This is a genomic window from Streptomyces sp. NBC_01428 (assembly GCF_036231965.1).
Taxonomy (GTDB): Bacteria; Actinomycetota; Actinomycetes; order Streptomycetales; family Streptomycetaceae; genus Streptomyces.
On sequence record NZ_CP109499.1, the window covers coordinates 3,586,878 to 3,612,046 of the forward strand.

25 protein-coding genes are annotated in these 25,169 nt (G+C 70.8%); 14 read left to right on the top strand and 11 right to left on the bottom strand.

What is annotated here, in order from left to right:
* Positions 1-9: 9 nt before the first annotated feature.
* The 4 genes from OG406_RS15385 to OG406_RS15400 form a co-directional block, all read right to left on the bottom strand.
* Entirely contained in the window at positions 10-993 is a 984-nt protein-coding gene (locus OG406_RS15385) for a class I SAM-dependent methyltransferase (protein ID WP_329186222.1), read from the bottom strand.
* Between the two features lie 109 nt (positions 994-1,102).
* A complete protein-coding gene (locus OG406_RS15390) occupies positions 1,103-1,726 on the bottom strand; it encodes a helix-turn-helix domain-containing protein (RefSeq protein ID WP_329186224.1) in 624 nt (207 codons plus the stop codon).
* A gap of 293 nt (positions 1,727-2,019) precedes the next feature.
* Entirely contained in the window at positions 2,020-2,274 is a 255-nt protein-coding gene (locus tag OG406_RS15395; RefSeq protein ID WP_073443650.1) for a Txe/YoeB family addiction module toxin, read from the bottom strand.
* Positions 2,271-2,552 carry a type II toxin-antitoxin system Phd/YefM family antitoxin gene (locus OG406_RS15400; RefSeq protein WP_053623546.1) on the bottom strand — a complete coding sequence of 94 codons (282 nt, stop codon included), beginning with the start codon at positions 2,550-2,552 and terminating at the stop codon, positions 2,271-2,273. The genes OG406_RS15395 and OG406_RS15400 overlap by 4 nt, the downstream gene beginning before the upstream one ends.
* Before the next feature lie 189 nt (positions 2,553-2,741).
* Here OG406_RS15400 and OG406_RS15405 point away from each other — a divergent pair, with 189 nt between their 5' ends.
* A complete protein-coding gene (locus OG406_RS15405) occupies positions 2,742-3,011 on the top strand; it encodes a type II toxin-antitoxin system Phd/YefM family antitoxin (RefSeq protein ID WP_326842432.1) in 270 nt (89 codons plus the stop codon).
* Positions 3,004-3,267, top strand: a complete 264-nt coding sequence (locus OG406_RS15410; protein ID WP_329186225.1) for a type II toxin-antitoxin system RelE family toxin — start codon at positions 3,004-3,006, stop codon at positions 3,265-3,267. The genes OG406_RS15405 and OG406_RS15410 overlap by 8 nt, the downstream gene beginning before the upstream one ends.
* A 134-nt stretch (positions 3,268-3,401) precedes the next feature.
* On the opposite strand, the gene ychF is transcribed toward OG406_RS15410, so the two are convergent.
* The gene (gene ychF, locus OG406_RS15415) at positions 3,402-4,490 is read right to left on the bottom strand and encodes a redox-regulated ATPase YchF (RefSeq protein ID WP_164372045.1); all 1,089 of its coding nucleotides are present in this window, start codon (positions 4,488-4,490) and stop codon (positions 3,402-3,404) included.
* 309 nt (positions 4,491-4,799) lie between these two features.
* On the opposite strand from ychF, the gene OG406_RS15420 reads away from it, so the two are divergent.
* On the top strand, positions 4,800-5,321 hold the full coding sequence (locus OG406_RS15420) for a DUF6542 domain-containing protein (RefSeq protein ID WP_329186226.1): 522 nt from the start codon (positions 4,800-4,802) through the stop codon (positions 5,319-5,321).
* Between the two features lies 1 nt (position 5,322).
* On the opposite strand, the gene ppgK is transcribed toward OG406_RS15420, so the two are convergent.
* Both ppgK and OG406_RS15430 read right to left on the bottom strand, forming a co-directional pair.
* On the bottom strand, positions 5,323-6,072 hold the full coding sequence (gene ppgK, locus OG406_RS15425; protein ID WP_266847127.1) for a polyphosphate--glucose phosphotransferase: 750 nt from the start codon (positions 6,070-6,072) through the stop codon (positions 5,323-5,325).
* 29 nt (positions 6,073-6,101) lie between these two features.
* Positions 6,102-7,115: a 4-hydroxy-3-methylbut-2-enyl diphosphate reductase gene (locus tag OG406_RS15430; RefSeq protein WP_267048431.1), complete on the bottom strand. Its 1,014-nt coding sequence runs from the start codon at positions 7,113-7,115 to the stop codon at positions 6,102-6,104.
* 129 nt (positions 7,116-7,244) lie between these two features.
* Between OG406_RS15430 and OG406_RS15435 the strand changes: the two genes are divergently transcribed.
* From OG406_RS15435 to OG406_RS15450, 4 genes are all read left to right on the top strand, one after another.
* A complete protein-coding gene (locus OG406_RS15435) occupies positions 7,245-8,642 on the top strand; it encodes an APC family permease (RefSeq protein ID WP_266847129.1) in 1,398 nt (465 codons plus the stop codon).
* Positions 8,643-8,785: 143 nt separating this feature from the next.
* On the top strand, positions 8,786-9,994 hold the full coding sequence (xseA, locus tag OG406_RS15440) for an exodeoxyribonuclease VII large subunit (protein WP_164372041.1): 1,209 nt from the start codon (positions 8,786-8,788) through the stop codon (positions 9,992-9,994).
* Positions 9,995-10,003: 9 nt separating this feature from the next.
* Complete coding sequence (locus OG406_RS15445; protein ID WP_081219164.1) at positions 10,004-10,261, top strand: exodeoxyribonuclease VII small subunit; 258 nt, start codon at positions 10,004-10,006, stop codon at positions 10,259-10,261.
* 261 nt (positions 10,262-10,522) lie between these two features.
* The gene (locus tag OG406_RS15450; protein ID WP_164372040.1) at positions 10,523-11,113 is read left to right on the top strand and encodes a malonic semialdehyde reductase; all 591 of its coding nucleotides are present in this window, start codon (positions 10,523-10,525) and stop codon (positions 11,111-11,113) included.
* Positions 11,114-11,240: 127 nt separating this feature from the next.
* Here the strand turns inward: OG406_RS15450 and OG406_RS15455 are convergent, their stop codons facing one another.
* Complete coding sequence (locus OG406_RS15455) at positions 11,241-11,759, bottom strand: DUF4245 domain-containing protein (RefSeq protein ID WP_164372039.1); 519 nt, start codon at positions 11,757-11,759, stop codon at positions 11,241-11,243.
* Between the two features lie 127 nt (positions 11,760-11,886).
* Between OG406_RS15455 and glpX the strand changes: the two genes are divergently transcribed.
* Positions 11,887-12,918: a class II fructose-bisphosphatase gene (gene glpX, locus OG406_RS15460; protein ID WP_081219161.1), complete on the top strand. Its 1,032-nt coding sequence runs from the start codon at positions 11,887-11,889 to the stop codon at positions 12,916-12,918.
* 165 nt (positions 12,919-13,083) lie between these two features.
* On the opposite strand, the gene OG406_RS15465 is transcribed toward glpX, so the two are convergent.
* Positions 13,084-13,455 carry a WhiB family transcriptional regulator gene (locus OG406_RS15465; protein WP_081219160.1) on the bottom strand — a complete coding sequence of 124 codons (372 nt, stop codon included), beginning with the start codon at positions 13,453-13,455 and terminating at the stop codon, positions 13,084-13,086.
* A gap of 199 nt (positions 13,456-13,654) precedes the next feature.
* Positions 13,655-14,383, bottom strand: a complete 729-nt coding sequence (locus OG406_RS15470) for a DUF1707 SHOCT-like domain-containing protein (protein ID WP_164372038.1) — start codon at positions 14,381-14,383, stop codon at positions 13,655-13,657.
* A 186-nt stretch (positions 14,384-14,569) separates the two neighbouring features.
* Between OG406_RS15470 and OG406_RS15475 the strand changes: the two genes are divergently transcribed.
* The 4 genes from OG406_RS15475 to OG406_RS15490 all read left to right on the top strand — a co-directional run bounded on the left by OG406_RS15475 (position 14,570) and on the right by OG406_RS15490 (position 21,137).
* Positions 14,570-16,240: a fumarate hydratase gene (locus tag OG406_RS15475; protein WP_164372037.1), complete on the top strand. Its 1,671-nt coding sequence runs from the start codon at positions 14,570-14,572 to the stop codon at positions 16,238-16,240.
* A gap of 194 nt (positions 16,241-16,434) precedes the next feature.
* Positions 16,435-17,838: a class II fumarate hydratase gene (locus OG406_RS15480; RefSeq protein WP_329186232.1), complete on the top strand. Its 1,404-nt coding sequence runs from the start codon at positions 16,435-16,437 to the stop codon at positions 17,836-17,838.
* Positions 17,839-17,953: 115 nt separating this feature from the next.
* Positions 17,954-18,646 (top strand): cytidylyl-2-hydroxypropylphosphonate hydrolase, encoded by a 693-nt coding sequence (gene fomD / locus OG406_RS15485; RefSeq protein ID WP_329186233.1) that lies wholly within the window; start codon positions 17,954-17,956, stop codon positions 18,644-18,646.
* Between the two features lie 397 nt (positions 18,647-19,043).
* Positions 19,044-21,137 (top strand): SpoIIE family protein phosphatase, encoded by a 2,094-nt coding sequence (locus OG406_RS15490; RefSeq protein WP_329186235.1) that lies wholly within the window; start codon positions 19,044-19,046, stop codon positions 21,135-21,137.
* Positions 21,138-21,219: 82 nt separating this feature from the next.
* On the opposite strand, the gene OG406_RS15495 is transcribed toward OG406_RS15490, so the two are convergent.
* Positions 21,220-23,553 carry a transglycosylase domain-containing protein gene (locus tag OG406_RS15495; RefSeq protein WP_329186237.1) on the bottom strand — a complete coding sequence of 778 codons (2,334 nt, stop codon included), beginning with the start codon at positions 23,551-23,553 and terminating at the stop codon, positions 21,220-21,222.
* A 327-nt stretch (positions 23,554-23,880) separates the two neighbouring features.
* On the opposite strand from OG406_RS15495, the gene OG406_RS15500 reads away from it, so the two are divergent.
* Positions 23,881-24,777: an SPFH domain-containing protein gene (locus OG406_RS15500; protein WP_164372071.1), complete on the top strand. Its 897-nt coding sequence runs from the start codon at positions 23,881-23,883 to the stop codon at positions 24,775-24,777.
* Positions 24,774-25,022 (top strand): hypothetical protein, encoded by a 249-nt coding sequence (locus OG406_RS15505; protein ID WP_329186238.1) that lies wholly within the window; start codon positions 24,774-24,776, stop codon positions 25,020-25,022. The genes OG406_RS15500 and OG406_RS15505 overlap by 4 nt, the downstream gene beginning before the upstream one ends.
* Positions 25,023-25,169 lie beyond the last annotated feature (147 nt).

Below are 25,169 nucleotides of genomic sequence, written 5' to 3' on the forward strand. Positions count from 1 at the left end.
CGGGGGCGGTCAGGCTCCCCGGCGCGCGGCCCAGACCGTGCGTTCGGTCCGCACCTCCAGGTCGTCGCGGCGCAGGATGCTGTGCGGCCCGTCCGTGTCGAGCAGCCGGTCCAGCGCGGCGAGGTCCTCGGCCGGAAGCCCGTCGGCGACCGTGCCGCGCAGGCGTCGCAGACTCCCCAGGGCGTAGGCGCCGACCGCCGCGTCACGGGAGCCCTCGATGTTCACGGTGAGAGCACGTTCGGCCTCGACGGTGAATCCGGCGGCGGTGAGCTTCGGGCCCCAGTCGGCGCCGCGGTGGGGAACGTGTTCGGCGTGGTACCGCTCGCTCGCGGCGTGACAGCGCTCCTCCAGGCCGGGCCTCTCCTCCGGGGCGTTCTCGGGCAGGAAGCGGGGGAAGCCGGCCAGTTCCAGGACCACGAACAGTCCGCCGCGCGCGAGGGCGTCGCGGACCGCGCGCAGCGCCCGGTCCGGGTCGGCCATGTGGTGCATCGAGGCCGACGCCCACACCAGGTCGGGCGCCCCGAGGTCGGGCCAGACGGTGTCGTCGAGGTCGGCCTGCACGGTACGGATCCGCCCGTCCACGCCCCGGGCGCACGCCTTCTCCCGCAGCCGCTGGAGGTGCGCGGCGGAGAAGTCGACGGCGGTCACGTCCGCCTCGGGGAACCGGTCGAGGAGGGCGAAGGTGCCCGCCCCCGTCCCGCAGCCCAGGTCCACGATCCGGCGCGGGTGCGTCCCGGTCGGCAGCCATGCCGTGACGGAGGCGAGGTGCTCGGCGAGGACTTCCGCGTCGAGGTCGAGGATCTCCGCCTGGCCGTCGACGGTGTCGCCGGAGTGCGCGTGAGAGCCGGAGTGGGAGTGACCGCCCTGGTGGCGATGGTGGTCCTGGCCGCCGGGGCCGCCGGGGACCCCGGAGTTGTCGTGACTGTCATGGCTGTTGTGGCCGTCGTGGCTGTCATGACCGGACGAGTGGGGGTGCGGGTGTGCGTGAGCCATGCCCTCACGCTAGAGCGGACATGCGCCTACGGCACGAATCCTTGCCGTTTCCGCAACAAAGTCGCCGGCCGGAGGGCGGTACGCGCAAGACGTGCGGCACCGCGGCCCCTCAGGCGCGGGAACCGTCACCGCCACTGTCGCCGGCACCGGCGTCGGCTCCGGCGTCGGGACGCTGGTGGCCGCGGCGGGCGTCGCGGTCGAAGATGCCGAGAATCTCGCACGACCCCCCTTCGGCCCCGATGGCGTGCGGCAGCATCGTGGGGAACTCCGCGGCTTGGTTGGTCTCCACCCGAAAACGCCGGTGGCCCAGCATCAGGATCGCGGTGCCGGACAGGACGACCAGCCATTCGCGGCCGGGATGCGCACGCATGCGGGCGGGGTTGTCCGGCGGCGGCTCGGTCATGCGCTGCCGTACGACGCTCATGCCGGGGTCGCCCTTGACGGGCCAGCGCATCAGCCCGTGGGCGGCGTCGATCATCGGACTGACGACCACGTCGTCGGAGGCCGTCTCGACCAGTTGGTCCAGGGTGGTGTCGAGTGCGCGGGCCAGTGTCACGAGGCTGTCCAGCGCCAGGCGCCGCTGCCCGTTCTCGATACGGCTGAGCGTGGACTGACTGAGCCGGGCGCGTGAGGCCAGCTCCTCCAGCGACCAGCCCTGCGCCACCCGCAGGGCCCGGATGCGCTTGCGCACGAGGCTGTCCAGCTCGCCGTCATTTTGCGTCATACGCAACATCGTATGCCTCTGATGCAAAGCGCGATGAGCGTCGGCGCCCCAGCACCTGAACGCCGGCAGTCACAACTCGTGAACGCCCACAGCCGCAGGGCGCACACGCCCTTTTCCTCGGCGGCCCGCCGACCCCGTTGCCCGTTCCCCGTTCCGCGTTCCCCGCTCGCCATTCCCCGTTCCACGCTCAAGCCCATGCTGAGCTGAACGTCGAACGCTGGGATCCCGTCCCCGAAACTCAAGGCGTAAATGAGGTCATCCCAGCGTGGAAGAGACGCCCCAGCACACCGGACACTCGCCGATCAGTAGTGATACCGGGCAGCGAGGATGACGATCTCCTTGTCCGTCACCAAATAGACGAGGCGGTGCTCATCGTCGATCCGTCGCGACCAGGCCCCAGGCAGGTGATACTTCAACGGCTCCGGCTTGCCGATGCCCGTGAAGGGGTCACGCCTGACATCTTCGATGAGCTTGTTGATCCGGGCGAGCATCTTGCGGTCGTTCTTGAGCCAGGACGTGTAGTCCTCCCAGCCCTGATCCTCGAAGACGAGCCTCACGCGGCACCCGCACCTGCGTCCGGCGACTCGGGATCGATCAGCTCACGCTCCGACACATTGATGTGCGACAGGGCGTTCTCGTACGCCTTGAGCAAGCGCCGGGCGTTCGCCGGCGAGCGCAGCAGATAGGAGCCCTCACGCAGCGCCATGTAGTCCTCGGCCGAGACAAGCACCGCGTTGCCGTGCTTGGAGACGATCTCGATGGCCTCATGGTTCTCGTTGACCTTTTTGATCAACGGAAACAGTTCCTTGCGCGCTTCACTCGCAGTTATGGACATGACATCAACCCTCCCGCCAAGTGGTACTTAATAACGTACCACTCTTACGTCATCCGAGAGGGGAGACGACTGATGACCGCCCAGCTGATCCAGCACCCATCCAGCGCGGTGCGAGTTCATCCAGCACATCCAGCACCACACGGCCGGACCGGATGGTGTACACATGGCACACTCGGTACGCTTGAGCGCATGACGCAGCCGCTACACATGGAGTCCATTCGAGACGTGCGCGCCCACCTGGCGGAAGTCGTGGAGCGTGCGGACCGCGACGACGTACCGACGGTCATCACCCGCCGGGGCAAGGAAGTCGCCGCCGTCGTCTCCATCGAGGTGCTGCGCAAGTACCAGGAGTGGGAAGAGCGCGAGATCAACCGGATCATCGATGAGCGCATGGCCAACCCTGCGCCCGGCATCCCGATCGAGGACACCATGAGGGAGACGCTGGCACGCGGTGAGTGAGTACCGGACCGTCTTCCGCCCCGAGGCGCAGGCCGAGCTGCGGAAGATCCCTCGTGACATGGCGCTGCGCATCCTCGCCAAGCTGACCGAGCTGGAGACCGACCCTCTCGGCTTCAACACCACCGCACTCGTATCCCAGCCCGAGCGACGCCGCCTGCGCGTCGGCGACTATCGCGTCCTCTACACGATCGACAACGGAGAGCTGATGGTCTGGGCCGTTCATGTCGGACACCGGTCCACCGTTCACGAGACCTGATTGCCGCTGACCCCACGCCAGAATATCCAGCACCCATCCAGCACGGTGACGGCGAAGGGGTCGGACTCAACAGAGTCCGACCCCTTCTGACCTGCATGTTTGCCACGCCAGTGACGTGGTGTTGTTTCACCCGCTCACACGTTGAAGCGGAACTCCACCACATCGCCGTCCTGCATCACATACTCCTTGCCCTCCATGCGGGCCTTGCCCTTGGAGCGGGCCTCGGCGACCGAGCCCATCTCGACCAGGTCGGCGAAGGAGATGACCTCGGCCTTGATGAAGCCCTTCTGGAAGTCGGTGTGGATGACACCGGCCGCCTCGGGAGCGGTCGCGCCCTTCTTGATGGTCCAGGCGCGGGATTCCTTGGGGCCTGCCGTCAGGTAGGTCTGCAGGCCGAGGGTGTTGAAGCCGACGCGGGCCAGCGTGGCGAGGCCGGGCTCCTCGGCGCCCACCGACTCCAGGAGCTCCATGGCGTCCTCCTCGTCCAGCTCGGCGAGGTCCTGCTCCAGCTTGGCGTTGAGGAAGATCGCCTCACCGGGGGCGACCAGGGCGCGCTGCGCCGCCTTGAAGTCCTCGTCGACCAGCTCGTCCTCGTCCACGTTGAAGACGTAGAGGAACGGCTTGGTGGTGAGCAGATGCAGGTCGTGCAGCAGCTCCTCCTTGCCGGAGCCCTGGACGATGCCCGCGGAGAAGAGCGTGTCGCCCTTCTCCAGGATCGCCTGGGCCGCCTCGACCGCCGCGACCTTGGGCGCGATGTCCTTCTTGATGCGCGACTCCTTCTGGAGGCGCGGCAGGACCTTCTCGATCGTCTGGAGGTCGGCGAGGATCAGCTCGGTGTTGATCGTCTCGATGTCGTCCTTGGGCGAGACCTTGCCGTCGACGTGCACGACGTTCTCGTCCTTGAAGGCACGGATGACCTGGCAGATCGCGTCCGACTCGCGGATGTTCGCGAGGAACTTGTTGCCCAGGCCCTCACCCTCGCTCGCGCCGCGCACGATGCCCGCGATGTCGACGAAGTCGACGGTCGCCGGCAGCACGCGCTGCGAGGAGAAGATCTCGGCCAACTTGGTCAGTCGGGGGTCGGGGACGCCGACCACGCCGACGTTCGGCTCGATCGTGGCGAACGGGTAGTTGGCCGCGAGCACGTCGTTCTTGGTCAGGGCGTTGAACAGGGTCGACTTGCCGACATTGGGCAGACCGACGATTCCGATCGTGAGCGACACGTTGCGACTTCCCGTACGAGGAGGATGGGCGAAGGGCCCTAGGAGAGCACGGGCCGATCCACCAGTCTACGGCGTGCCCCGGCGCCTCCCGGCGAGGTATCGAACGCATGGCCAAGGTCTTTCCATGGCCTCGTCTTCGGTGGCTCTCCGGCGTGTCCGAAGAGCGGTTCCACACATAAAACGACCTAAGTTGGTCCGGTGGAGCAACACAGGACGCGCCCCCCTCAGTACAGGCCGCGACGCGGCATGCCCGTTCCGGCGCAGGCCGGGCGTGCCGTGTCCGACGGTGTCCGGCGGAGTGCCCCGGCGGTGCGGAGGCCCGCCGCGGCGGGTGTGCGGGCGGGGCGGCGGCTGCCGAACCCCCGGCTCACCGGGCTCGGCAGCGGGCTGTTCTGCGGTGCCACGCTGTTCGCCCTCGCCTGCCTGGACCAGCTCCTCCTCGGAGGTTCCCAGACGGTCTACGGGGTGCTGTTCCTGCCGGTGTGCCTGCTGACCGCGCTGTGGGTGCGGCCCGGCGACCTGGTGACCGCCCCCGTGGTCGTGCCGATCGCGTTCACCTTCGGGCTGCTGCCGGTGGCCGCGGACAGCGACGGCGGGATCAGCGGCCGCTTCATGAGCCTGGTCACCGCCCTCGCCCTCCAGGCCGGCTGGCTGTACGGCGGCACGCTGATCGCGGGCCTCGTGGTGATCGTGCGCCGGATCCGCCTCATGGCCCGCCGCGCCGCCCGGCGCAGGGCCCAGGCGGCGCAGGCGGGACAGACAGGACAGACGGGCCAGACGGGCCGGACGGCTCCGGCGCGCGGGCCGCAGGTCGGCCGGCAGGCCCGCTGAGCTACGGCGCGAGCTTCGCGGCCCGCATGGCGGCGCCGACGATCCCCGCGTTGTTCTGGAGCTGCGCCGGGACGATCTCCGCGGTGATGCCCTCGATCAGCGGCAGGAACTTGTCCGCCTTGCGGCTGACACCGCCGCCGATGATGAACAGCTCCGGGGAGAACAGCATCTCGACGTGCGCCAGGTACTTGGTGACGCGGCGCGCCCAGTGCTCCCAGGTCAGTTCGTTGTCGTCCTTGGCCTTGGTGGAGGCCTTCTTCTCCGCGTCGTGGCCGTTCAGCTCCAGGTGGCCCAGCTCGGTGTTCGGGACCAGCTCGCCGTCGATGAACAGGGCGCTGCCGATGCCGGTGCCGAAGGTGAGCAGGATGACCGTGCCGCTGCGGTCCTTGCCCGCGCCGAACTGCATCTCCGCGACGCCCGCCGCGTCCGCGTCGTTCAGCACGGTCACCGGCAGGCCGCCGATCCGCTCGCCGAGCAGGGCGCCCGCGTCGGTGTCGATCCAGGACTTGTCGACGTTGGCCGCCGTACGGATCGTGGAGCCGCCGGTGACCACGCCCGGGAACGTGATGCCCACCGGGCCCGACCAGCCGAAGTGGTCGACGACGTCCTTGACGCCGTCGGCCACCGCGTCGGGCGTCGCCGGATGCGGGGTGAGCACCTTGAAGCGCTCCTCCGCGAGGTCTCCGCGGTCAAGGTCCACGGGGGCACCCTTGATCCCGGATCCGCCAATGTCCACACCGAAGATCTGCATGGCCCTACGTTACGTCGTGGGACTGACGGTCACTTCCCGGCGGTACCACCGGTGCGCTCCGCCACCAGGGCGGCCGCCTCGGCGCGCAGGTCGCGGCGCAGTTCCTTGGGCAGCGAGAAGGTGATGGACTCCTCGGCGGCCTTGACGATCTCCACGTCCTCGAAGCCGTGACCCGTGAGCCGCTCCAGGACCTGCTCGACGAGGATGTCCGGGACGGAGGCACCGGAGGTGACGCCGACCGTGGTCACGCCCTCCAGCCATGTCGCGTCGATCTCGTCGGCGAAGTCCACCAGGTAGGCCTCACGGGCGCCGGCGAGCTTGGCGACCTCGACGAGCCGTACCGAGTTCGAGGAGTTGCGCGAGCCGACCACGATCACCAGGTCGGCCTCGGCGCCCATCTGCTTCACCGCGAGCTGGCGGTTCTGCGTGGCGTAGCAGATGTCGTCGCTCGGCGGGGAGATGAGCTGCGGGAACTTCTCCTTGAGGGCGTCGACCGTCTCCATGGTCTCGTCGACCGACAGGGTGGTCTGGGAGAGCCAGACGACCTTGGAGGGGTCACGGACCTCGACCTTGGCGACGTCCGCGGGGCCGTCGACGAGGGTGATGTGGTCGGGGGCCTCGCCGGAGGTGCCGATGACCTCCTCGTGGCCCTCGTGGCCGATGAGGAGGATGTCGAAGTCGTCGTCGGCGAAGCGGACGGCTTCCTTGTGGACCTTGGTGACCAGCGGGCAGGTCGCGTCGATGGTGGCGAGCTTGCCGGCGGCGGCCTCGTCGTGGACGGCGGGGGCGACGCCGTGCGCCGAGAACATGACGATGGAGCCCTCGGGCACCTCCGCCGTCTGCTCGACGAAGATCGCGCCCTTCTTCTCCAGGGTCTGCACGACGTACTTGTTGTGGACGATCTCGTGGCGGACATAGATCGGGGCCCCGTACTGCTCAAGGGCCTTCTCGACGGCGATCACGGCACGGTCCACGCCCGCGCAGTAGCCCCGGGGGGCGGCGAGCAGGACACGGCGGCCAGTCGAAGCAGTCATGGGACCCATCGTAAGGCCGTACCCGGCCGGTCGAAGATCGCCTCTCGTAAGGCCGTACCCGGCGGGTCAAAGATCGTCTCCTTGGGGAGACTGGGAAGCCGGGAGGGGCGGGGCCCCGCACGACCCTCGGGAGGCACGATGTCCGACACCCGGACCACTGACGGCGCCGGAGCCGCGGAGCACGGGCTGCGGCGCAGCCTCGGCTTCCGTGACCTGGTCGTCTACGGGCTGCTGTTCATCGCCCCCATGGCACCGGTCGGCGTGTACGGGACGCTCGACGCGAAGTCGCACGGGGCGGTCGCGCTGGTCTACCTCGTCGCGACGGTCGCGATGGCGTTCACCGCGTTCAGCTACGCGCAGATGGTCCGGGTGGTCCCCCAGGCGGGTTCGGTGTTCGCCTACGCGCGCGCGGGTCTGGGCAAGGAGGCGGGGTTCGTCGCCGGGTGGATGGTGATGCTGGACTATCTGCTGATCCCGGCGGTGGCCTACCTGTTCTCCGGCATCGCGATGAACTCCCTGGTCCCGGAGGTCTCCCGGTGGGTGTGGACCGCCCTCGCCGTTGTGATCACGACGTTCCTGAACCTGTGGGGGGTGCGCACCGCGGCCCGGGTCGGCTTCCTGGTCCTCGCGCTGGAGATCGTGGTCCTGCTGATCTTCGTCGTGTCGGCCGTCGTGATGCTCGCGCGCGACGGCGCCCACCGCGACTGGCTGTCCCCGCTGGCGGGTGACGGCACGCAGGGGGCGTTCGCGCTGTCGGCGGTCGTCGGGGCGGTGTCGGTGGCCGTCCTGTCGTTCCTCGGCTTCGACGCGATCGCGAGTTTCGCGGAGGAGGTGACGGGCGGTTCGGAGAAGGTGGCCCGGGCGGTGCTGTTCTGTCTGGCGCTGGCGGGTGTGCTGTTCGTGGCGCAGACGTACCTGGTGGCGCTGCTGGAGCCGTTGTCGTCCGCTCAGCTCGCTGCGGACCCCGGCAAGCAGGGCGCGGCCTTCTACGACGCCGTGGACGCCTCCGTCGGCGCGTGGCTGCACAACCTGGTGGCGGTCAGCAAGGCCATCGGCGCGGCCTTCGCGGCGCTCGCCGGGCAGGCCGCGGCCGGCCGGCTGCTCTACGCGATGGCCCGCGACCGCCGGCTGCCCCGGGCGCTGGCCCGGACCGACTCCGGGGTGCCGCGGGCGGCGCTGGGGTGCGCGGCGGTGATCACGCTGGTCGCGGCGGTGTGGGCGGCGCGGCGCGACGACGGCCTCGACAAGCTGGTCTCGGTGGTCGACATCGGCGCGCTGACCGCGTTCACGCTGCTGCACGCGTCGGTGGTGGGCTGGTTCGCCGTGCGCCGCAGGAGCGGGCCTCCCGTCTGGTGGCGGCACGTCCTCGTCCCCGTGCTGGGCGCGGCGATCACCGTCGCCGTGATCGTCGAGGCCTCCGGAACGGCCCAGGTGGTGGGTGCGATCTGGCTGGCGGTCGGCCTGACGGTCCTGTTCGCCCAGCGCGGCCGGTCCGGCCGGGGCATGGACGAGGACGCGCCCGGCGGAGCGGTCTGAGGGCGGGGCCGGCTGATCGTCGGCCCGGCCCTGGCCGACCGCCGCGGGGCCACGGACCCGCCCGCGCCTGTCGCCCACGAGGTGGGGCAGGGGGCGGGCGTCGCAGGTGCGGGGATGTCGGTGGGGGCCACTACGCTCGGCGCATGGCTCTCAACACGTCCGCGGACGCTCCGCTGCCCGTCGGCGAGGTGTCACGGCTCATCGGGGGATGGATCGACCGGCTCGGCGCGGTCTGGGTCGAGGGGCAGATCACCCAGTTGTCGCGGCGCCCCGGGGCGGGGGTCGTCTTCCTGACGCTGCGCGACCCGTCGTTCGACATCTCGGTGAGCGTGACCTGCTACCGGCAGGTGTTCGACGCGGTCGCCGACGTGGTGAGCGAGGGCGCGCGCGTGGTGGTCCAGGCGAAGCCGGAGTGGTACGCGCCGCGGGGGCAGTTGTCCCTGCGGGCGACCGAGATCAAGCCGGTCGGCGTGGGCGAGCTGCTCGCCCGCCTGGAGCAGCTGAAGAAGTCGCTGGCGGCCGAGGGGCTGTTCGCGGCCGACCGCAAGAAGCCGCTGCCCTTCCTGCCGCAGCTGATCGGGCTGGTCTGCGGGCGCGCCTCGGCGGCCGAGCGGGACGTGCTGGAGAACGCGCGGCACCGCTGGCCGGCCGTGCGCTTCGAGGTGCGCAACGTCGCCGTGCAGGGCGTCCACGCGGTGCCGCAGGTCGTGCAGGCCGTGAAGGACCTGGACGCGCGCGACGACGTCGACGTGATCGTCGTGGCGCGCGGCGGCGGCAGCGTCGAGGACCTCCTGCCGTTCTCGGACGAGCAGCTCGTCCGGGCGGTGGCGGCCTGCCGTACGCCGGTGGTGTCGGCCATCGGGCACGAGCCGGACAACCCGCTGCTGGACCACGTGGCCGACCTGCGGGCGTCCACTCCGACCGACGCCGCCAAGAAGGTCGTGCCGGACGTGGGCGAGGAGTACGAGCGGGTGCGGTTCCTGCGCGACCGGGCCCGCCGCAGCGTGCAGTCCTTCCTCGACCGGGAGGAGCGGGGCCTCGCGCACACGCTGGCCAGGCCCTCGATAGAGGACCCGCACCGGATGATCGACGAGCGGGCGGACCAGGTGGCGGCCCTGCTCGACCGGGGCCGGCGCACGCTCGGGCACCTCCTGGACCGCGCGGACTCGGAGCTGACGCACACGCACGCGCGCGTGGTGGCCCTCTCCCCCGCGGCGACCCTCCAGCGCGGGTACGCGGTGCTCCAGAAGGCCGACGGGCACGTGGTCCGCGACCCGGCGGAGGTCACGGCGGACGAGACGCTGCGGGCGCGGGTCGCCGAGGGTGAATTCACGGTTCGAGTCGATGCATAGGGTGGGCGCATGACCAGCAAGGTGGACGAGGCGCTCGGGTACGAGCAGGCACGGGACGAGCTGATCGAGGTCGTACGCCGCCTGGAGGCGGGCGGCACGACCCTGGAGGAGTCGCTGGCGCTCTGGGAGCGCGGCGAGGAGCTGGCCAAGGTGTGCCGGCGCTGGCTGGAGGGCGCCCGGGCCCGGCTGGACGCGGCCCTCGCCGAGGAGGAGTCCGGAGAGGGCGGCGCCGCGGGCGGCGAGCCCGGGGACGCGGGCTCCCGGTAGGCATGTGATCGTCCACGGTGGGGCGGCTCCCGGCAGGAGCCGCCCCACCGCCGTGCCGCCCCACCGCCTACCGCCGCGCCGCCCACCGCTGTGCCGCCCCGCCGCTCACCGCTGTGCCGCCGCGCCGCCCCAGCACTGTGCCGCTGTGAAGCGGATCACCCTGCCCCGGCTTTGGTTGAACTTTCAACCTACTCGTCGTACTGTCGGTGATGCCAACAGATCCCCCACGGATCCACCGCACGCACCGAGAAGGTTTCTTTCATGTCTCTCGTCCTTGACCCCGCCGCTCAGGACCTGCTGTTCCGCGAGGCCCGCACCGCGAACACCTTCACCGACGAGCCGGTGACCGACGCGCAGGTCCAGGCGATCTACGACCTGGTCAAGTTCGGCCCGACCGCCTTCAACCAGTCGCCGCTGCGCATCACGCTGGTCCGCTCCCCCGAGGCCCGCGAGCGCCTCGTGCAGCACCTCGCCGAGGGCAACCAGGCGAAGACCGCCGCCGCCCCGCTGGTCGCGATCCTGTCCGCGGACAACGAGTTCCACGAGGAGCTGCCGGCCCTGCTGCCGCACTTCCCCGCCGCCAAGGACCTGTTCTTCTCCGAGCGCCCGGCCCGTGAGAACGCCGCCCTGCTGAACGCCGCTCTTCAGGCCGCGTACTTCATCATCGGCGTCCGCGCCGCGGGCCTCGCCGCCGGCCCGATGACCGGTGCCGACTTCGCCGGGATCCAGAAGGAGTTCCTGGACGACGACCACACCCCGCTGATGATCGTCAACATCGGCAAGCCGGGCGAGGACGCCTGGTTCCCGCGCTCCCCGCGCCTGGAGCTCGACCAGGTCATCACGACCGTCTGACGGACCACGCCGCCGAAACGATCCCGGCAGCACCCGCGCGGCAGAAGGGCCCCCGGCACACCGCCGGGGGCCCTTCTCGTACGTTCGCGCGCGGCCGGGGCGCCCTGCGGCGCGGCCACGCGACGCCCTAGGTCGTCTTGAGCGACTGCGCCATCTTCGTCAGCACACCGAAGGACGCGGTACCCGTCACCACGGTCGTGGCGCCGTCGCCCTTGAGGACGAGCGCGTCGTAGTGGTCGCCCTCGTAGCGCTGCCACGTCCGGTCGCCGATGCGCTGGGTCACCTTGGTCGCCCGCGCGCCCTGACTGGCCGAGTCGATGAAGACGGGCGCACGCTGAGTGGACTGCTCGACCGCCACGTACTGACCGTCGGGGTCCTGGAAGCCGAGGTGCCAGACATCGAACTCGCTGCCGTCGTACCGCACCGAGGTCGGCTTCCACTCCGCCGGCAGCCCGGCGGGGGCCGCCACGGGGTAGCTCGCCGCACGGCGCGCGGTCAGCAGCTCGACCCGGTAGTCGACCCGCTTGAGATCGGGCGCGGAGTCGTCGTGCGGGATGAAGATGTAGATGACGCCTGCCATCAGCCCGATGAGGCCCAGGGAGAGAATCATGTCCCGGACCGACTGCTTGCCTTTCGTACCTGCCACGCCCCTATCGTCGCAGGTGCCCTGGCGTGCTCATCCGTGGGCCCCCCTGCTCATTTTGTCAGCCTGGCGATAGAGTCGGGGGCACCACCCTCATCCGGCCGTCGTCGTATCAGAAAGGTGCGTCTCGATGACCGAGCATCATCTGCCGTCCGAACTCGAAGTCCCGTCGGAAGCCCCCGACCGCAACCTCGCCCTCGAACTCGTCCGCGTCACCGAGGCCGCCGCGATGGCCGCGGGACGCTGGGTGGGCCGGGGCGACAAGAACGGTGCCGACGGCGCCGCCGTCCGCGCCATGCGGACTCTCGTCTCCACCGTCTCGATGAACGGCGTCGTCGTCATCGGTGAAGGCGAGAAGGACGAAGCCCCGATGCTCTTCAACGGAGAGCGCGTGGGCGACGGGTCCGGCCCCGAGTGCGACATCGCCGTCGACCCGATCGACGGGACGACGCTCACCGCCAAGGGCATGACCAACGCGATCGCCGTCCTGGCCGCCGCCGACCGCGGCACCATGTTCGACCCGTCCGCGGTCTTCTACATGGACAAGCTGGTCACCGGCCCCGAGGCCGCCGACTTCGTCGACATCAACGCGCCCGTGTCGGTCAACATCCGCCGCGTCGCGAAGGCCAAGCGCGTCACCCCCGAGGACGTCACCGTCGTCATCCTCGACCGGCCCCGCCACGACGGGATCATCAAGGAGATCCGGGAGACCGGCGCGCGCATCAAGCTGATCTCCGACGGCGACGTCGCGGGCTCGATCCTGGCGCTGCGCGAGGGCACCGGCATCGACCTGCTGCTCGGCATCGGCGGCACGCCCGAGGGCATCATCTCGGCCTGTGCGGTCAAGTGCCTCGGCGGCACCATCCAGGGCAAGCTGTGGCCCAAGGACGACGAGGAGCGCGCGCGGGCCGTGGACGCCGGGCACGACCTCGACCGCGTCCTCGGCACGAGCGACCTGGTCTCCGGCGAGAACGTCTTCTTCGTCGCCACCGGCATCACCGACGGCGAGCTGCTGCGCGGGGTGCGCTACCGCCCCGAGACCGCGACGACCGAGTCGATCGTGATGCGGTCCAAGTCCGGGACGGTCCGCCAGATCACGTCGGAGCACCGGCTGAGCAAGCTGCGCGCGTACAGCGCGATCGACTTCGACCGCGCCAAGTAGGACCACCGGCCGGCGGCACCCGCCGGGCGCCGTGCAGGCGCGGAAGGGGCGCCCCTTGTGCGGAGGGGCGCCCCTTTTCCGTGCGTGGACCCGATGGGAGGCCTGACGGTTTCCCGCTCTGCCTCCCGTTCGGTCTCCCGTACGCGGCCGGTCCGGGCCGAGAGGTCAGCCGGCCGCGGCTATCGTCCCGCGCGCGGCCTTCTGGAGCTCCACGTCGCGGCGGCGGCGCCGGGCGAGCACGACGCGGCGCTCGGCGGCGGTCAGGCCGCCCCAGACGCCGTACGGCTCGGGTTGCAGGAGCGCGTGTTCGCGGCACTCGACCATCACCGGACAGCGGGCGCAGACGCGCTTGGCGGCCTCCTCACGGGAGAGCCGGGCCGCGGTGGGCTCCTTGGAGGGGGCGAAGAACAGGCCGGCCTCGTCGCGGCGGCACACCGCCTCCGTGTGCCATGGCGCTTCCTGATCCCTGTCCCGCACTGGCGCCCGCTGGGCCGGTACGGCAGCTACCTGCAGGGACTGATGCGGCGGTTGCAGCACGGTCTACTCCTGACGACGGCTTCGCGAGCGTGCCGGGCGCCGGGGGAAGTTCCACAGCGCCCTCCAAGAGACGATGCAGCAAGGCCTACCCGCTGTGCGCGCGCCTATGCACTGCGTTCCCAAGCCCGGGCGTTCTTCCGCGTGATCGATCGTCCACGACTGAACCAATGCCCGCGCGCCGCCCGCGCGTTCACAAGCGTCAACGGTCCAGGTGCTTGCGCAAACCCCGGTCCAGACGGTCGGCGACCCGGTCGTTCAGCCGGCCCGTGACGCGGTCGAGGATGTCCGCGACGAGCTTGCCTCGCTTGGGCCGGGCCTCCACGTTGCCGAGGACGGCGAGGCCGTCGATGTACACCACGGGGGCGTCCGGGTCGCCCGAATCCATCGTGTGCACCTCGAAGTTGCCCAGTACGCCGCCGCCGTTGCCGCGCAGCGAGACGTTCTCCGGGACACGGATCTCGATGTTGCCGAACACGGAGACCGTCTTGATCACGACCTGCTGGTACTCGAAGATCGCCTCGCTCAGGTCGATCTCGACGCTGCCGAACACCGCGTACGCGTGGATCCGGCGGCCCGCGCGCCAGCGGCCCTTGCGGACGGCGGCGCTGAACACCGCCACCACGCTCTCGTCGGCGTCGACCGGGATCGCGCCCGCCGTGGGGCGGTTGGGCGCCGAGGCGTAGGCGGGCGTCGCGCGGCCGGTGTGCGCGGCGGGCAGGTCCCGGACGAAGCGGTCGAGCTCGCCCACCGTCTTGGTGGCCAGCACCCCCTCCACGCGCTCGGAGTGCTCCTCCGGCGTGAGGCGGCCCTCGGCGAGGGCGTCGCGCAGGATGTCGGTGATCCGGTCGCGGTCGGCGTCGGAGGCGCGCAGCTCGACCGGGGGCGCCGCCGGGGCCGGGGTCGCGTCGGAGCTCTTCTGAAGGTCCACGACAGCAGCGTACCCAAACGCGATAGATCGCGACTACCCCTTCCGGGCCCCCTGTGGAGAACCGGGTGTCCGTCCGGTGTCCGAACTGAGCCTTACCTCACAGACTCGGCACCCGCGCCAGGTCCTACGCTGGTGGACGCTGCCAATGGAGGCACGCCGCTGTCTGTCGAGTGAGGAATGGGCGAGATGCCTGAGTTCGCGTACACCGATCTGCTCCCCCAGGGAGAGGACACCACCCCCTACCGGCTGGTGACCTCCGAGGGTGTCTCCACCTTCGAGGCCGACGGGCGCACGTTCCTCAAGGTGGAGCCGGAGGCGCTGCGCAAGCTCGCCGAGGAGGCCATCCACGACATCCAGCACTATCTGCGGCCCGCGCACCTCGCCCAGCTGCGCCGCATCATCGACGACCCCGAGGCGTCGGGCAACGACAAGTTCGTCGCGCTCGACCTGCTGAAGAACGCGAACATCGCGGCCGCGGGTGTCCTGCCGATGTGCCAGGACACGGGCACCGCGATCGTCATGGGCAAGCGCGGGCAGAACGTGCTCACCGAGGGCGGCGACGAGGCGGCCCTGTCCCGCGGCATCTACGAGGCGTACAAGAACCTGAACCTGCGCTACTCGCAGATGGCCCCGCTGACCATGTGGGACGAGAAGAACACCGGCTCGAACCTGCCGGCGCAGATCGAGCTGTACGCGACCGACGGCGGCGCCTACAAGTTCCTGTTCATGGCCAAGGGCGGCGGCTCCGCCAACAAGTCGTTCCTCTACCAGGAGACGAAGGCGGTCCTCAACGAGGGCTCCATGATGAAGTTCCTGGAGGAGAAGATCCGCTCCCTGGGGACGGCCGCCTGCCCGCCGTACCACCTGGCGATCGTCGTCGGCGGCACCAGCGCCGAGTACGCCCTGAAGACCGCGAAGTACGCCTCGGCGCACTACCTGGACGAGATCCCGGCCGAGGGTTCCGAGCTGGGCCACGGCTTCCGGGACAAGGACCTGGAGCAGAAGGTCTTCGAGCTGACGCAGAAGATCGGCATCGGCGCGCAGTTCGGCGGCAAGTACTTCTGCCACGACGTGCGCGTGGTGCGGCTGCCCCGGCACGGCGCGTCCTGCCCCGTCGCGATCGCCGTCTCCTGCTCCGCCGACCGCCAGGCCGTCGCGAAGATCACCGCCGAGGGCGTCTTCCTGGAGCAGCTGGAGACCGACCCGGCGCGCTTCCTGCCGGACACGACGGACGAGCACCTCGACGAGGCCGGCGACGTCGTGAAGATCGACCTGAACCAGCCGATGGAGGACATCCTCGCCGCGCTGACGCAGCAGCCGGTCAAGACCCGGCTCTCGCTCACCGGCCCGCTCGTCGTGGCGCGCGACATCGCGCACGCCAAGATCAAGGAGCGGCTGGACGCGGGCGAGGAGATGCCGCAGTACCTGAAGGACCACCCGGTGTACTACGCGGGCCCGGCCAAGACGCCCGAGGGGTACGCGTCCGGCTCGTTCGGCCCGACGACGGCCGGCCGCATGGACTCCTACGTCGAGCAGTTCCAGGCGGCAGGCGGTTCCAAGGTGATGCTGGCCAAGGGCAACCGGAGCAAGCAGGTCACCGACGCCTGCGGCACGCACGGCGGCTTCTACCTCGGCTCGATCGGCGGCCCGGCCGCCCGTCTCGCCCAGGACTGCATCAAGAAGGTCGAGGTCGTCGAGTACGAGGAACTCGGCATGGAGGCGGTCTGGCGCATCGAGGTCGAGGACTTCCCGGCGTTCGTCGTCGTCGACGACAAGGGAAACGACTTCTTCCAGGACCCGGCGCCCGCGCCCACGTTCACGTCCATCCCGGTGCGGGGCCCCGGCCTCGCGCAGTAGGACGCGCGCGCTGTCCCCGGTGACGTCGTAGCCCGCTCCCCCGGGCTTCCCACGAGCCTCACGAACGGCCGTCGAGCAGGCGGCCGTTCGTCGTGTCCGGGGACGGCGCCCGGACACGGGTTCCGCGTGCCGCGCGTGCCCGGGCGGGAACACGCGTCGCCTCCTGGATGCTGTCCCCCATGGAGGTGTCACCAATGGCAGATGGCCAGGGCGAAGGCGCGTACCGGATCGAGCACGACTCCATGGGTGAGGTGCGGGTGCCCGCGGACGCGAAATGGCGGGCGCAGACCCAGCGCGCCGTGGAGAACTTCCCGATCTCGGGGCAGCACATCGAGCGCGCGCACATCGAGGCCCTCGCCCGGATCAAGGCGGCCGCCGCGAAGGTGAACGGCGAGCTGGGCGTGATCGACAAGGATGTCGCCGAGGCGATCCAGGAGGCGGCGGAGGAGGTCGTCGAGGGGCGCTGGGACGAGCAGTTCCCGGTGGACGTGTTCCAGACGGGCTCCGGGACGTCCTCCAACATGAACACCAACGAGGTCGTCGCCACGCTCGCGACCGAGCGGCTGGGCCGGGACGTGCACCCGAACGACCACGTGAACGCCTCCCAGTCGAGCAACGACGTGTTCCCGTCCTCGATCCACATCGCCGCGACCGCCGCGGTGACCCGCGACCTGGTGCCCGCGCTGGAGCACCTGGCCGCCGCGCTCGGCCGCAAGGCGGAGGAGTTCGCCGACGTGGTGAAGTCGGGCCGCACCCACCTGATGGACGCCACGCCCGTGACGCTGGGCCAGGAGTTCGGCGGCTACGCGGCGCAGGTCCGGTACGGGGTCGAGCGGCTGCGGGCCTCGCTGCCCCGCCTGGCGGAACTGCCGCTGGGCGGCACCGCCGTGGGCACCGGCATCAACACACCGCCCGGGTTCTCCGCGGCGGTGATCGCGGAGGTGGCCCGGACGACCGGTCTGCCGCTGACGGAGGCCCGCGACCACTTCGAGGCGCAGGGCGCGCGCGACGGGATCGTGGAGACGAGCGGGCAGCTGCGGACCATCGCGGTCGGCCTGACCAAGATCGCGAACGATCTGCGGTGGATGGCGTCGGGACCGCGCACCGGGCTGTCCGAGATCAGCCTGCCGGATCTCCAGCCGGGCTCGTCGATCATGCCGGGCAAGGTGAACCCGGTGATTCCCGAGGCGGTGCTCATGGTCGCCGCGCAGGTGACGGGCAACGACGCGACGGTCGCCGTCGCGGGCGCGGCCGGGAACTTCGAACTGAACGTCATGCTGCCGGTGATCGGCAAGAACGTCCTGGAGTCGGTGCGCCTCCTCGCGAACGTCTCGCGGCTGCTCGCCGACCGGACGGTGGACGGGATCGTCGCGCACCGGGAGCGGGCCCGGGAGTACGCGGAGTCCTCGCCGTCGGTGGTGACGCCGCTGAACAAGTACATCGGGTACGAGGAGGCCGCGAAGGTCGCGAAGAAGGCGCTGGCGGACCGGAAGACCATCCGCGAGGTGGTGCTGGAGTCGGGTTACGTGGAGCGGGGGGATCTGACGGAGCAGCAGCTCGACGAGGCGCTGGATGTCCTGCGGATGACGCGTCCGTAACGGCCCGCCGCCGGGGAGAAACACCTGATGACGCCTCCGTAACAGGTCCCAGGCGACGGCGGGAACCATGACGCGTGCCGCAGCGTCGCATGCCCCGGGCACCTAATATCTGTTCATGGCAGACGGTGGAGCGGTGAGACGAGCGGAAGCGGGCGGGCCGGCGGCGTTCTGGGAGCCCGGGCACCAGATCCTGTGGCGGTACCGGGAGAACGCCGGTGAGCACGTCCACATCTGCCGCCCCGTGACGGTCGTACGGGACGACGCCGAGCTGCTCGCGGTGTGGATGGCGCCGGGCACCGAGTGTGTGAAGCCGGTGCTCGCGGACGGGTCGCCGGTGCACGGCGAGCCGCTGGAGTCGCGCTACACCAAGCCGCGGACGGTGCGGCGCGACCGGTGGTTCGGAACCGGGGTGCTCAAGCTGGCGCGGCCGGGCGATCCCTGGTCGGTGTGGCTTTTCTGGGAGCCGGGCTGGCGTTTCAAGAACTGGTACGTGAACCTGGAGGCTCCGCTGACGCGTTGGTCGGGCGGGGTGGACTCCGAGGACCACTTCCTCGACATCTCGGTGCACCCGGACCGGAGTTGGCGCTGGCTGGACGAGGACGAGTTCGCGATGGCGCAGCGGGCCGGTCTGATGGATGCTCAACTGGCCGCGCGGGTACGGGAAGCGGGGTGGTCGGCGGTGGAGGTGATCCGCGCGTGGGGGGCGCCGTTCTCGGACGGATGGCAGCTCTGGAGGCCCGACCCGGCCTGGCCGGTTCCCGCTCTGCCGGATGACTGGGACCGTACGCCCGCGCACGTGTCCTCATGAGACCCTTGATGCGCCCCCGTGGTACAACCGTAGGATCGTCTTCCGCAAGGGCGCACGGCAGCAACAACTCCCGCATGATGAGCCGGGCTTGACCATATGTCACCGAGGGGCGGCAGGACGTGAGCGAGGGGTACGAGGGGTACGGCGGCGTGGCCGGCCGAGGTCCGGTCGCTCCGCGTGGTGGCGTCACGACGGTCGTGCGGGCGGGGGCCGCGGTCCTGACGCCGTGTTCGGCGCGGCCCGTTTCCGGCCGTCCGCAGGCCGTTCCCGGCCATGCGCCGGCTGTGCCCACCACCGGTTCCGCACCTGACGACACGCAGAATCCGTTCCTGGGGCACACATTCCGGGTATCGGGGCTGCGGGACGAACTGCGCGCACGGCGCGCAGCCCCGGACGGATGGACTCGACACGCGTGACGGAGCACCCCACCTCGCACGAGCGCCGGCAGAACGGCGCCGGCCGGCCGGCCGCCCCCGCGGACCCTCGCGGGGCGCTCCTGCGTACCCCGGACCAGCCGTCCCCCCAGCCCGGGTCCGGCGCCTTACCTCTTCAGGCCCGCGCGGGTGACACCTCGCGCGGCCCCGGCACGGACGCGCCGTCGCCGGCCGCGCCCGGTGCGGGCGCGGAGCACTCCCAGCCCTCGGCCGCCGAGCCGGATCCGCACCGCCCGCGGCCCGCGCCGGAGAGCATCCCGGTGCAGCCGGACGCGGAGCAGGACCGTTCCGCGCGCACCTCGGGCGGCAAGGAGCGCCGTACCGGGCAGAGCCTGCCGCAGGGCGGGCCGATGCCGATGCGGCGGGACGGCGACCGGCTGCGCTTCGTGGGCGCCGCGACCCGGCGGATCGCCCGGGGCATCGACCTCGACGAGATCGTCATGGGGCTGTGCCGGGCGACCGTGCCGACGTTCTCGGACGCGATCCTCGTCTATCTGCGGGATCCGCTGCCGGTCGGCGACGAGCGGCCGACGGGACCCCTGGTGCTGCGGCTGCGCCGGACCGACCGGATTCCCGAGGAGCGGGACACCGAGGGCGGCTTCCTGCCGCTCGCGCGTCCCGAACCCAACGAGCTGTCGGCGATGACCGCGGAGCTGTGCGAGGTGCGCCAGGGCGGCGCCCTGGCCGAGGTGCTGCGCGGAGTGCGGCCGGTGTTCGCCGACGCGCCCGCGGCCCGCGCCGCGCTGCCGGAGCTGCTCGGCGACGATCTGGCGGTCCCGAGCGGGCAGCGCGCGATCCTCGCGCCGCTGCGCGGCCGGCGCCGGGTGATCGGCGCCGCCCTGTTCCTGCGGCGGCCGGAGCGGATCGCGTTCGAGGCGGACGACCTGCTGGTCGCCGCCCAGCTCGCGACCCACAGCGCGCTCGGGATCGACAAGGCGGTGCTGTACGGCCGCGAGGCGTACATCGCCGACGAGTTGCAGCGCACGATGCTGCCGGAGACGCTGCCGCGGCCCACGGGTGTGCGGCTGGCGTCCCGGTATCTGCCGGCCGCGGAGACCGCGCGGGTCGGCGGGGACTGGTACGACGCGATCCCGCTGCCGGGCAGCCGGGTCGCCCTGGTCGTGGGCGACGTCATGGGTCACTCGATGACGTCGGCGGCGATCATGGGCCAGCTGCGGACGACGGCGCAGACCCTCGCGGGGCTCGACCTGCCTCCGCAGGAGGTGCTGCACCACCTCGACGAGCAGGCGCAGCGGCTCGGCACGGACCGCATGGCGACCTGCCTGTACGCCGTGTACGACCCGGTGTCGCACCGGATCACCATCGCCAACGCGGGCCATCCCCCGCCGGTGCTGCTGCACCTGGGCGGCCGGGCCGAGGTGCTGCGGGTACCGCCGGGCGCGCCCATCGGGGTCGGCGGGGTCGATTTCGAGGCCGTGGAGCTGGACGCGCCCGCCGGGGCGACGCTGCTGCTGTACACGGACGGCCTGGTGGAGTCGCGGCTGCGGGACGTCTGGACCGGGATAGAGCAGCTGCGCGAGAAGCTCGCCGCCACGGCCGCGCTGACCGGCCCGGATCATCCGCCGCCGCTGGAGGCCCTCTGCGACGAGGTGCTCGACATGCTCGGCCCGGGCGACCGGGACGACGACATCGCGCTGCTCGCGGCCCGGTTCGACGGGATCGCGCCGAGCGACGTCGCGTACTGGTTCCTGGAGCCGGAGGACGCGGCGCCGGGCCGGGCACGGCGGCTGGCCCGGCGGGCGCTCGCGCGGTGGGGCATGGAGGACATGACCGACGCGGTGGAGCTGCTGGTCAGCGAGGTCGTGACGAACGCGGTGCGCTACGCGTCGCGGCCGGTGACGCTGCGGCTGCTGCGGACGGACGTGCTGCGCTGCGAGGTCGGCGACGACGTGCCACAGCTGCCGCGGCTGCGGCAGGCGCGGGCCACGGACGAGGGCGGCCGCGGGCTGTACCTGGTGAACAAGCTGGCCCGGCGCTGGGGTGCCACCCGGCTGAGCACGGGGAAGGTCGTCTGGTTCGAGTTGAACCGGGGCTGAGGTCCGCGGCGGAGACGCAGAAGCAAAAAGAGGGGCACCCGGATCTCCGGGTGCCCCTCTCACGTGCCGTGTGCCGTCGTGGCTACTGCCCCTGGCTCTGGTCGTCCTGGCCGAACGGGTTGTCCGGGAGCTGGCCGGTCGGGGTCTGCGACGGCGTGGACGGGGGCGGTGACGACGGCGGGGTCGTCGTCGGCTTGTCCGAGGGCGACGGCGGACTGCTGCTGGAGGGCGGCTCCGACGTCGGTTCCTCGGTCGTCGGCGTCGACGACGGCGTGTCGGACGGCGACTGGCTGATGGTCGGCGTGTCGGTCGGCTCGACCGCCGCGCCCGAGGTGGTGTTCAGGTCGAACTTGCTGACCTTGCCGTCCATCGCGCCGAAGGTGTACGCCGCCCATATCTGGGCCGGGAAGCCACCGCCGTTGACACGGCCGCCCTCGGCGAAGAGGCCGGTGGCGCCCTTCATGGGCACTTGGTGGTGGTTCTTGGCGTCCTCGCCGAACAGTCCGACCGAGGTGACGAGGTTCGGCGTGTAGCCCGTGAACCAGGCCGACTTGTTGTTGTCGGACGTACCGGTCTTGCCGGCGACCTGCTGGCCGTCACGGGACGGGTTGTCCCGCACCGAGACGCGGGCCGTACCGTCGTCGACCACGCCGGTCAGCACGGAGGTGACCGTGTCGGCGGCCTCCTCGCTGATGACCCGCTCGCCGATGGGGTCGGGCAGGTCGACCGTGAAGTCCTTGTGCTCGGCCGAGGCGAGGATCGACGGGGTGACCTTCTTGCCGTGGTTGTCGAGCGTCGCGTACACGCCCGCCATCTCCAGCGGGCTGGCGCCCATGGAGCCGAGGGTCTGGGCGGGCACCGCCTGGAGCCCCTTGGTGTTCATGCCGAGCTTGCCCGCGACCTTCAGCACCTCGTCCATGCCGATGTCGACGCCCATCTGGGCGAAGGCGGCGTTGATGGACTTGTTCATCGCGGTCTGCACCGTCACGTCGCCGTAGCTGTGCTCGTCCTCGTTCGGCGGCGCGAAGGCGATGTCACTGCCCACGACGGGACGGCGGTTGGTGCCGTCGTAGATCGTGTTCGCGGTGATCGGCCTGCCGGAGCGGGTCTTGGCCTCCTCGGCGAGGGCCGCGGCGAAGATCAGCGGCTTGAACGTCGAGGCCGCCTGGTAGTCCCGGCGGGTCGCGTTGTTGATGTAGTGCTTGAAGTAGTCCTGACCGCCGTACATCGCGACGACCTTGCCGGTCTTGGGATCGACCGACGCGGCGCCCGCCTGGATGTTGGCGTCGACCTTGCGCTTCTTCGGGTCCAGCTTGCTGGTGAGCTGCTTCTTGACCGTCTTCTCGAGCAGGGCCTGCTTCTTCTTGTCGATGTTGAGCTTGATGGTCCAGCCGCCCGCGTCGACCAGCGCCTTGGCGTCGTCGAGGTCGGCCGCCTTGCCCTGGGCGACGAGCTGCCGGGCCAGTTCGTCCTGCGCCTCGGTGACCAGGTAGCCGGTCTGGCCCTGCATGCCCGCCGCGCCCTGGGGGTCCTTGGGCTTGGGGAACTTCAGGCCCTGCCGCTCGCCCGAGCCGAGCCAGCCCTGCTCGACCATGTTGTCGAGCGTGTAGTTCCAGCGGGCCTGCACCAGCCGCTTGCCGGTGTCCGTGGCGACCGCCCAGTCGTACTGGCTGGGCGCCTGGAGCAGCGAGGCGAGGTAGGCGCCCTGCGCAACGTTGAGTTCGCTGGCGTCGACGCGGTAGTAGGCCTGTGCGGCGGCTTGGATGCCGTACGCGTTGCGGCCGTAGTAGCTGGTGTTGATGTAGCCCGCGAGGATGTCGTCCTTGGACTTCTTGCGGTCCACCTTCAGCGAGATGACCATTTCCTTCAGCTTGCGCGAAACGGTCTGGTCCTGGCTGAGGTAGTAGTTCTTGACGTACTGCTGGGTGATCGTCGATCCACCCTGCTTGCCCTTGCCGGAAAGGGTGTTGAGCAGGCCCCGGGCCGTGCCCTTCAGGTCGACGCCGGAGTCCTTGTAGAAGGACTTGTTCTCGGCGGCGACGAACGTCTTCTGGACGCCCTTGGGCACCTTGGAGAGGTCGACGATCTCGCGGTTGACCTTGCCGGTGCGGGCGAGGGTCTTGCCGTCGCCGTACTCGTAGACGTTGCTCTGCAGGCGCGCGGCCGCGTTGCCCTCGGGCACCGAGACGACCATGTAGAGCACGAGGAAGGCGCCCATGCCGAGCAGGCAGACGCCGAGGAACGTGCCGAGGATCGTCTTCCAGTTCACGAACCTGCGTATGCCGGTGCGGCGGGGCTTCTTCCCGCCCGGCGTCGCGCCGCCGCCGGGGCCCGCCGACTCGTGTCCGGACGAGCGCTTGGGCGCCGCGCGGCGGCCCTGCGCCTGCCGCGCTCGTCTCTCTTCCGCTCGTCCCATGGGTCGATCCGCTCCGCTTCACTCTCGTGTGGCACACACGTTCGTCGCTCAGGTCAGCTCAGCAAGCTAACACCGCGCGCTATGACAAAGGGCCGCCGATCCGGTCTTTTCCGGACGTGACAATCAGCACGCCCTCAGCACGGGCCCCAACAAAACCGACGACCGAGAGGCGCCGAAGGTTGCGATGCGGGGTAAAGTGATATCACTTAGCTAGACCGAAGCTATGCCGTTCGAACTGGGGGACCCACCATGTCGTCACACGCTTCCCACCCGTCCTCGCCCGCCCCGGGCGCACCGGACCCCACGCCGCCGTCCGACCTCCCCGAGATGCCCGCGCCGCACGTGCGGGAGTTCACCGCGCACAGCATCGGCGGGGGGCTCGCGCTGCTGCTCGGCCTCCTCGGACTGCTCGCCGGCGCCGCCCTGTGCGCCGTCGGCGGCGGGGTCGTCCACTCCGGCGGCGCCCAGGCGGCGCTGATCATCCTGGGCGTCCTGGTCGCCGTCGCCGCGTTCTTCGCGATGTGCGGCCTCAACACCGTCGCACCGGGCGAGGCCCGCGTGGTCCAGCTCTTCGGGCGCTACCGCGGCACGATCCGCCAGGACGGACTGCGCTGGGTGAACCCGCTCACGTCGCGCACCAAGATCTCGACCCGTGTCCGCAACCACGAGACCGCCGTCCTCAAGGTCAACGACGCCTACGGCAACCCGATCGAGCTCGCCGCGGTCGTGGTGTGGAACGTGCAGGACACCGCCCAGGCCACGTTCGAGGTCGACGACTTCCGGGAGTTCGTCTCGACGCAGACCGAGGCGGCGGTCCGGCACATCGCCATCGAGTACCCCTACGACGCGCACGAGGAGGACGGCCTGTCGCTGCGCGGGAACGCCGAGGAGATCACCGAGAAGCTCGCGGTCGAACTGCACGCGCGCGTGGCCGCCGCCGGGGTGCGGATCATCGAGTCGCGCTTCACGCATCTCGCGTACGCTCCCGAGATCGCCTCCGCGATGCTCCAGCGCCAGCAGGCCGGAGCGATCGTCGCGGCGCGGCGGCAGATCGTGGACGGCGCGGTCGGCATGGTCGAGGCGGCGATCACCCGGATCACCGAGCGCGACATCGTGGAGCTGGACTCCGAGCGGAAGGCGGCGATGGTGTCGAACCTGATGGTGGTGCTGTGCGGTGACCGCGCGGCGCAGCCCGTCCTGAACACGGGGTCCCTCTACCAGTGACGTCTCCCACGGAGGGAACTCCGCCGCGTCGGCCGCAGCAGCAGCGCAAGCAGGTACTGTTGCGGCTCGATCCGCTGGTGTACGAGGCACTGGCCCGCTGGGCCGGCGACGAACTGCGGTCCGCCAACGCGCAGATCGAGTTCCTGCTGCGCCGCGCCCTCGGCGAGGCCGGGCGGCTGCCCGGCGGCGCGGGCCCGATCGCGCGCCGGGGCCGGCCACCGGTCTCCGGGGATCCGGAGAGCTGAGAGAGCCGCGGCTCACCCCTCGGTCCGCCGGGGCGCCGACGGGCCGGGGCTCGCCCCGGCCCGAGCGTCTCGCGCGGGTGGAGGCCTCAAGAGCCTCGCGATACGGGGACGTCGGAGCCTGATTCGAAACCGTGACAATGCCTCCTG

What these genes read in the sequence shown, in the direction of transcription:
- xseA (WP_164372041.1), top strand. Translation starts at nt 8,786, where the DNA reads ATGGCTCTCAACACGTCCGCGGACGCTCCGCTGCCCGTCGGCGAGGTG.
- ppgK (WP_266847127.1), bottom strand. Translation starts at nt 6,072, where the DNA reads ATGCAGATCTTCGGTGTGGACATTGGCGGATCCGGGATCAAGGGTGCC.
- OG406_RS15450 (WP_164372040.1), top strand. Translation starts at nt 10,523, where the DNA reads ATGTCTCTCGTCCTTGACCCCGCCGCTCAGGACCTGCTGTTCCGCGAG.
- OG406_RS15400 (WP_053623546.1), bottom strand. Translation starts at nt 2,552, where the DNA reads ATGTCCATAACTGCGAGTGAAGCGCGCAAGGAACTGTTTCCGTTGATC.
- OG406_RS15405 (WP_326842432.1), top strand. Translation starts at nt 2,742, where the DNA reads ATGACGCAGCCGCTACACATGGAGTCCATTCGAGACGTGCGCGCCCAC.
- OG406_RS15500 (WP_164372071.1), top strand. Translation starts at nt 23,881, where the DNA reads ATGCCCGCGCCGCACGTGCGGGAGTTCACCGCGCACAGCATCGGCGGG.
- OG406_RS15385 (WP_329186222.1), bottom strand. Translation starts at nt 993, where the DNA reads ATGGCTCACGCACACCCGCACCCCCACTCGTCCGGTCATGACAGCCAC.
- OG406_RS15390 (WP_329186224.1), bottom strand. Translation starts at nt 1,726, where the DNA reads ATGTTGCGTATGACGCAAAATGACGGCGAGCTGGACAGCCTCGTGCGC.
- OG406_RS15495 (WP_329186237.1), bottom strand. Translation starts at nt 23,553, where the DNA reads ATGGGACGAGCGGAAGAGAGACGAGCGCGGCAGGCGCAGGGCCGCCGC.
- OG406_RS15480 (WP_329186232.1), top strand. Translation starts at nt 16,435, where the DNA reads ATGGCAGATGGCCAGGGCGAAGGCGCGTACCGGATCGAGCACGACTCC.
- OG406_RS15430 (WP_267048431.1), bottom strand. Translation starts at nt 7,115, where the DNA reads ATGGGTCCCATGACTGCTTCGACTGGCCGCCGTGTCCTGCTCGCCGCC.
- glpX (WP_081219161.1), top strand. Translation starts at nt 11,887, where the DNA reads ATGACCGAGCATCATCTGCCGTCCGAACTCGAAGTCCCGTCGGAAGCC.
- OG406_RS15445 (WP_081219164.1), top strand. Translation starts at nt 10,004, where the DNA reads ATGACCAGCAAGGTGGACGAGGCGCTCGGGTACGAGCAGGCACGGGAC.
- fomD (WP_329186233.1), top strand. Translation starts at nt 17,954, where the DNA reads ATGGCAGACGGTGGAGCGGTGAGACGAGCGGAAGCGGGCGGGCCGGCG.
- OG406_RS15475 (WP_164372037.1), top strand. Translation starts at nt 14,570, where the DNA reads ATGCCTGAGTTCGCGTACACCGATCTGCTCCCCCAGGGAGAGGACACC.
- OG406_RS15435 (WP_266847129.1), top strand. Translation starts at nt 7,245, where the DNA reads ATGTCCGACACCCGGACCACTGACGGCGCCGGAGCCGCGGAGCACGGG.
- OG406_RS15490 (WP_329186235.1), top strand. Translation starts at nt 19,044, where the DNA reads ATGGACTCGACACGCGTGACGGAGCACCCCACCTCGCACGAGCGCCGG.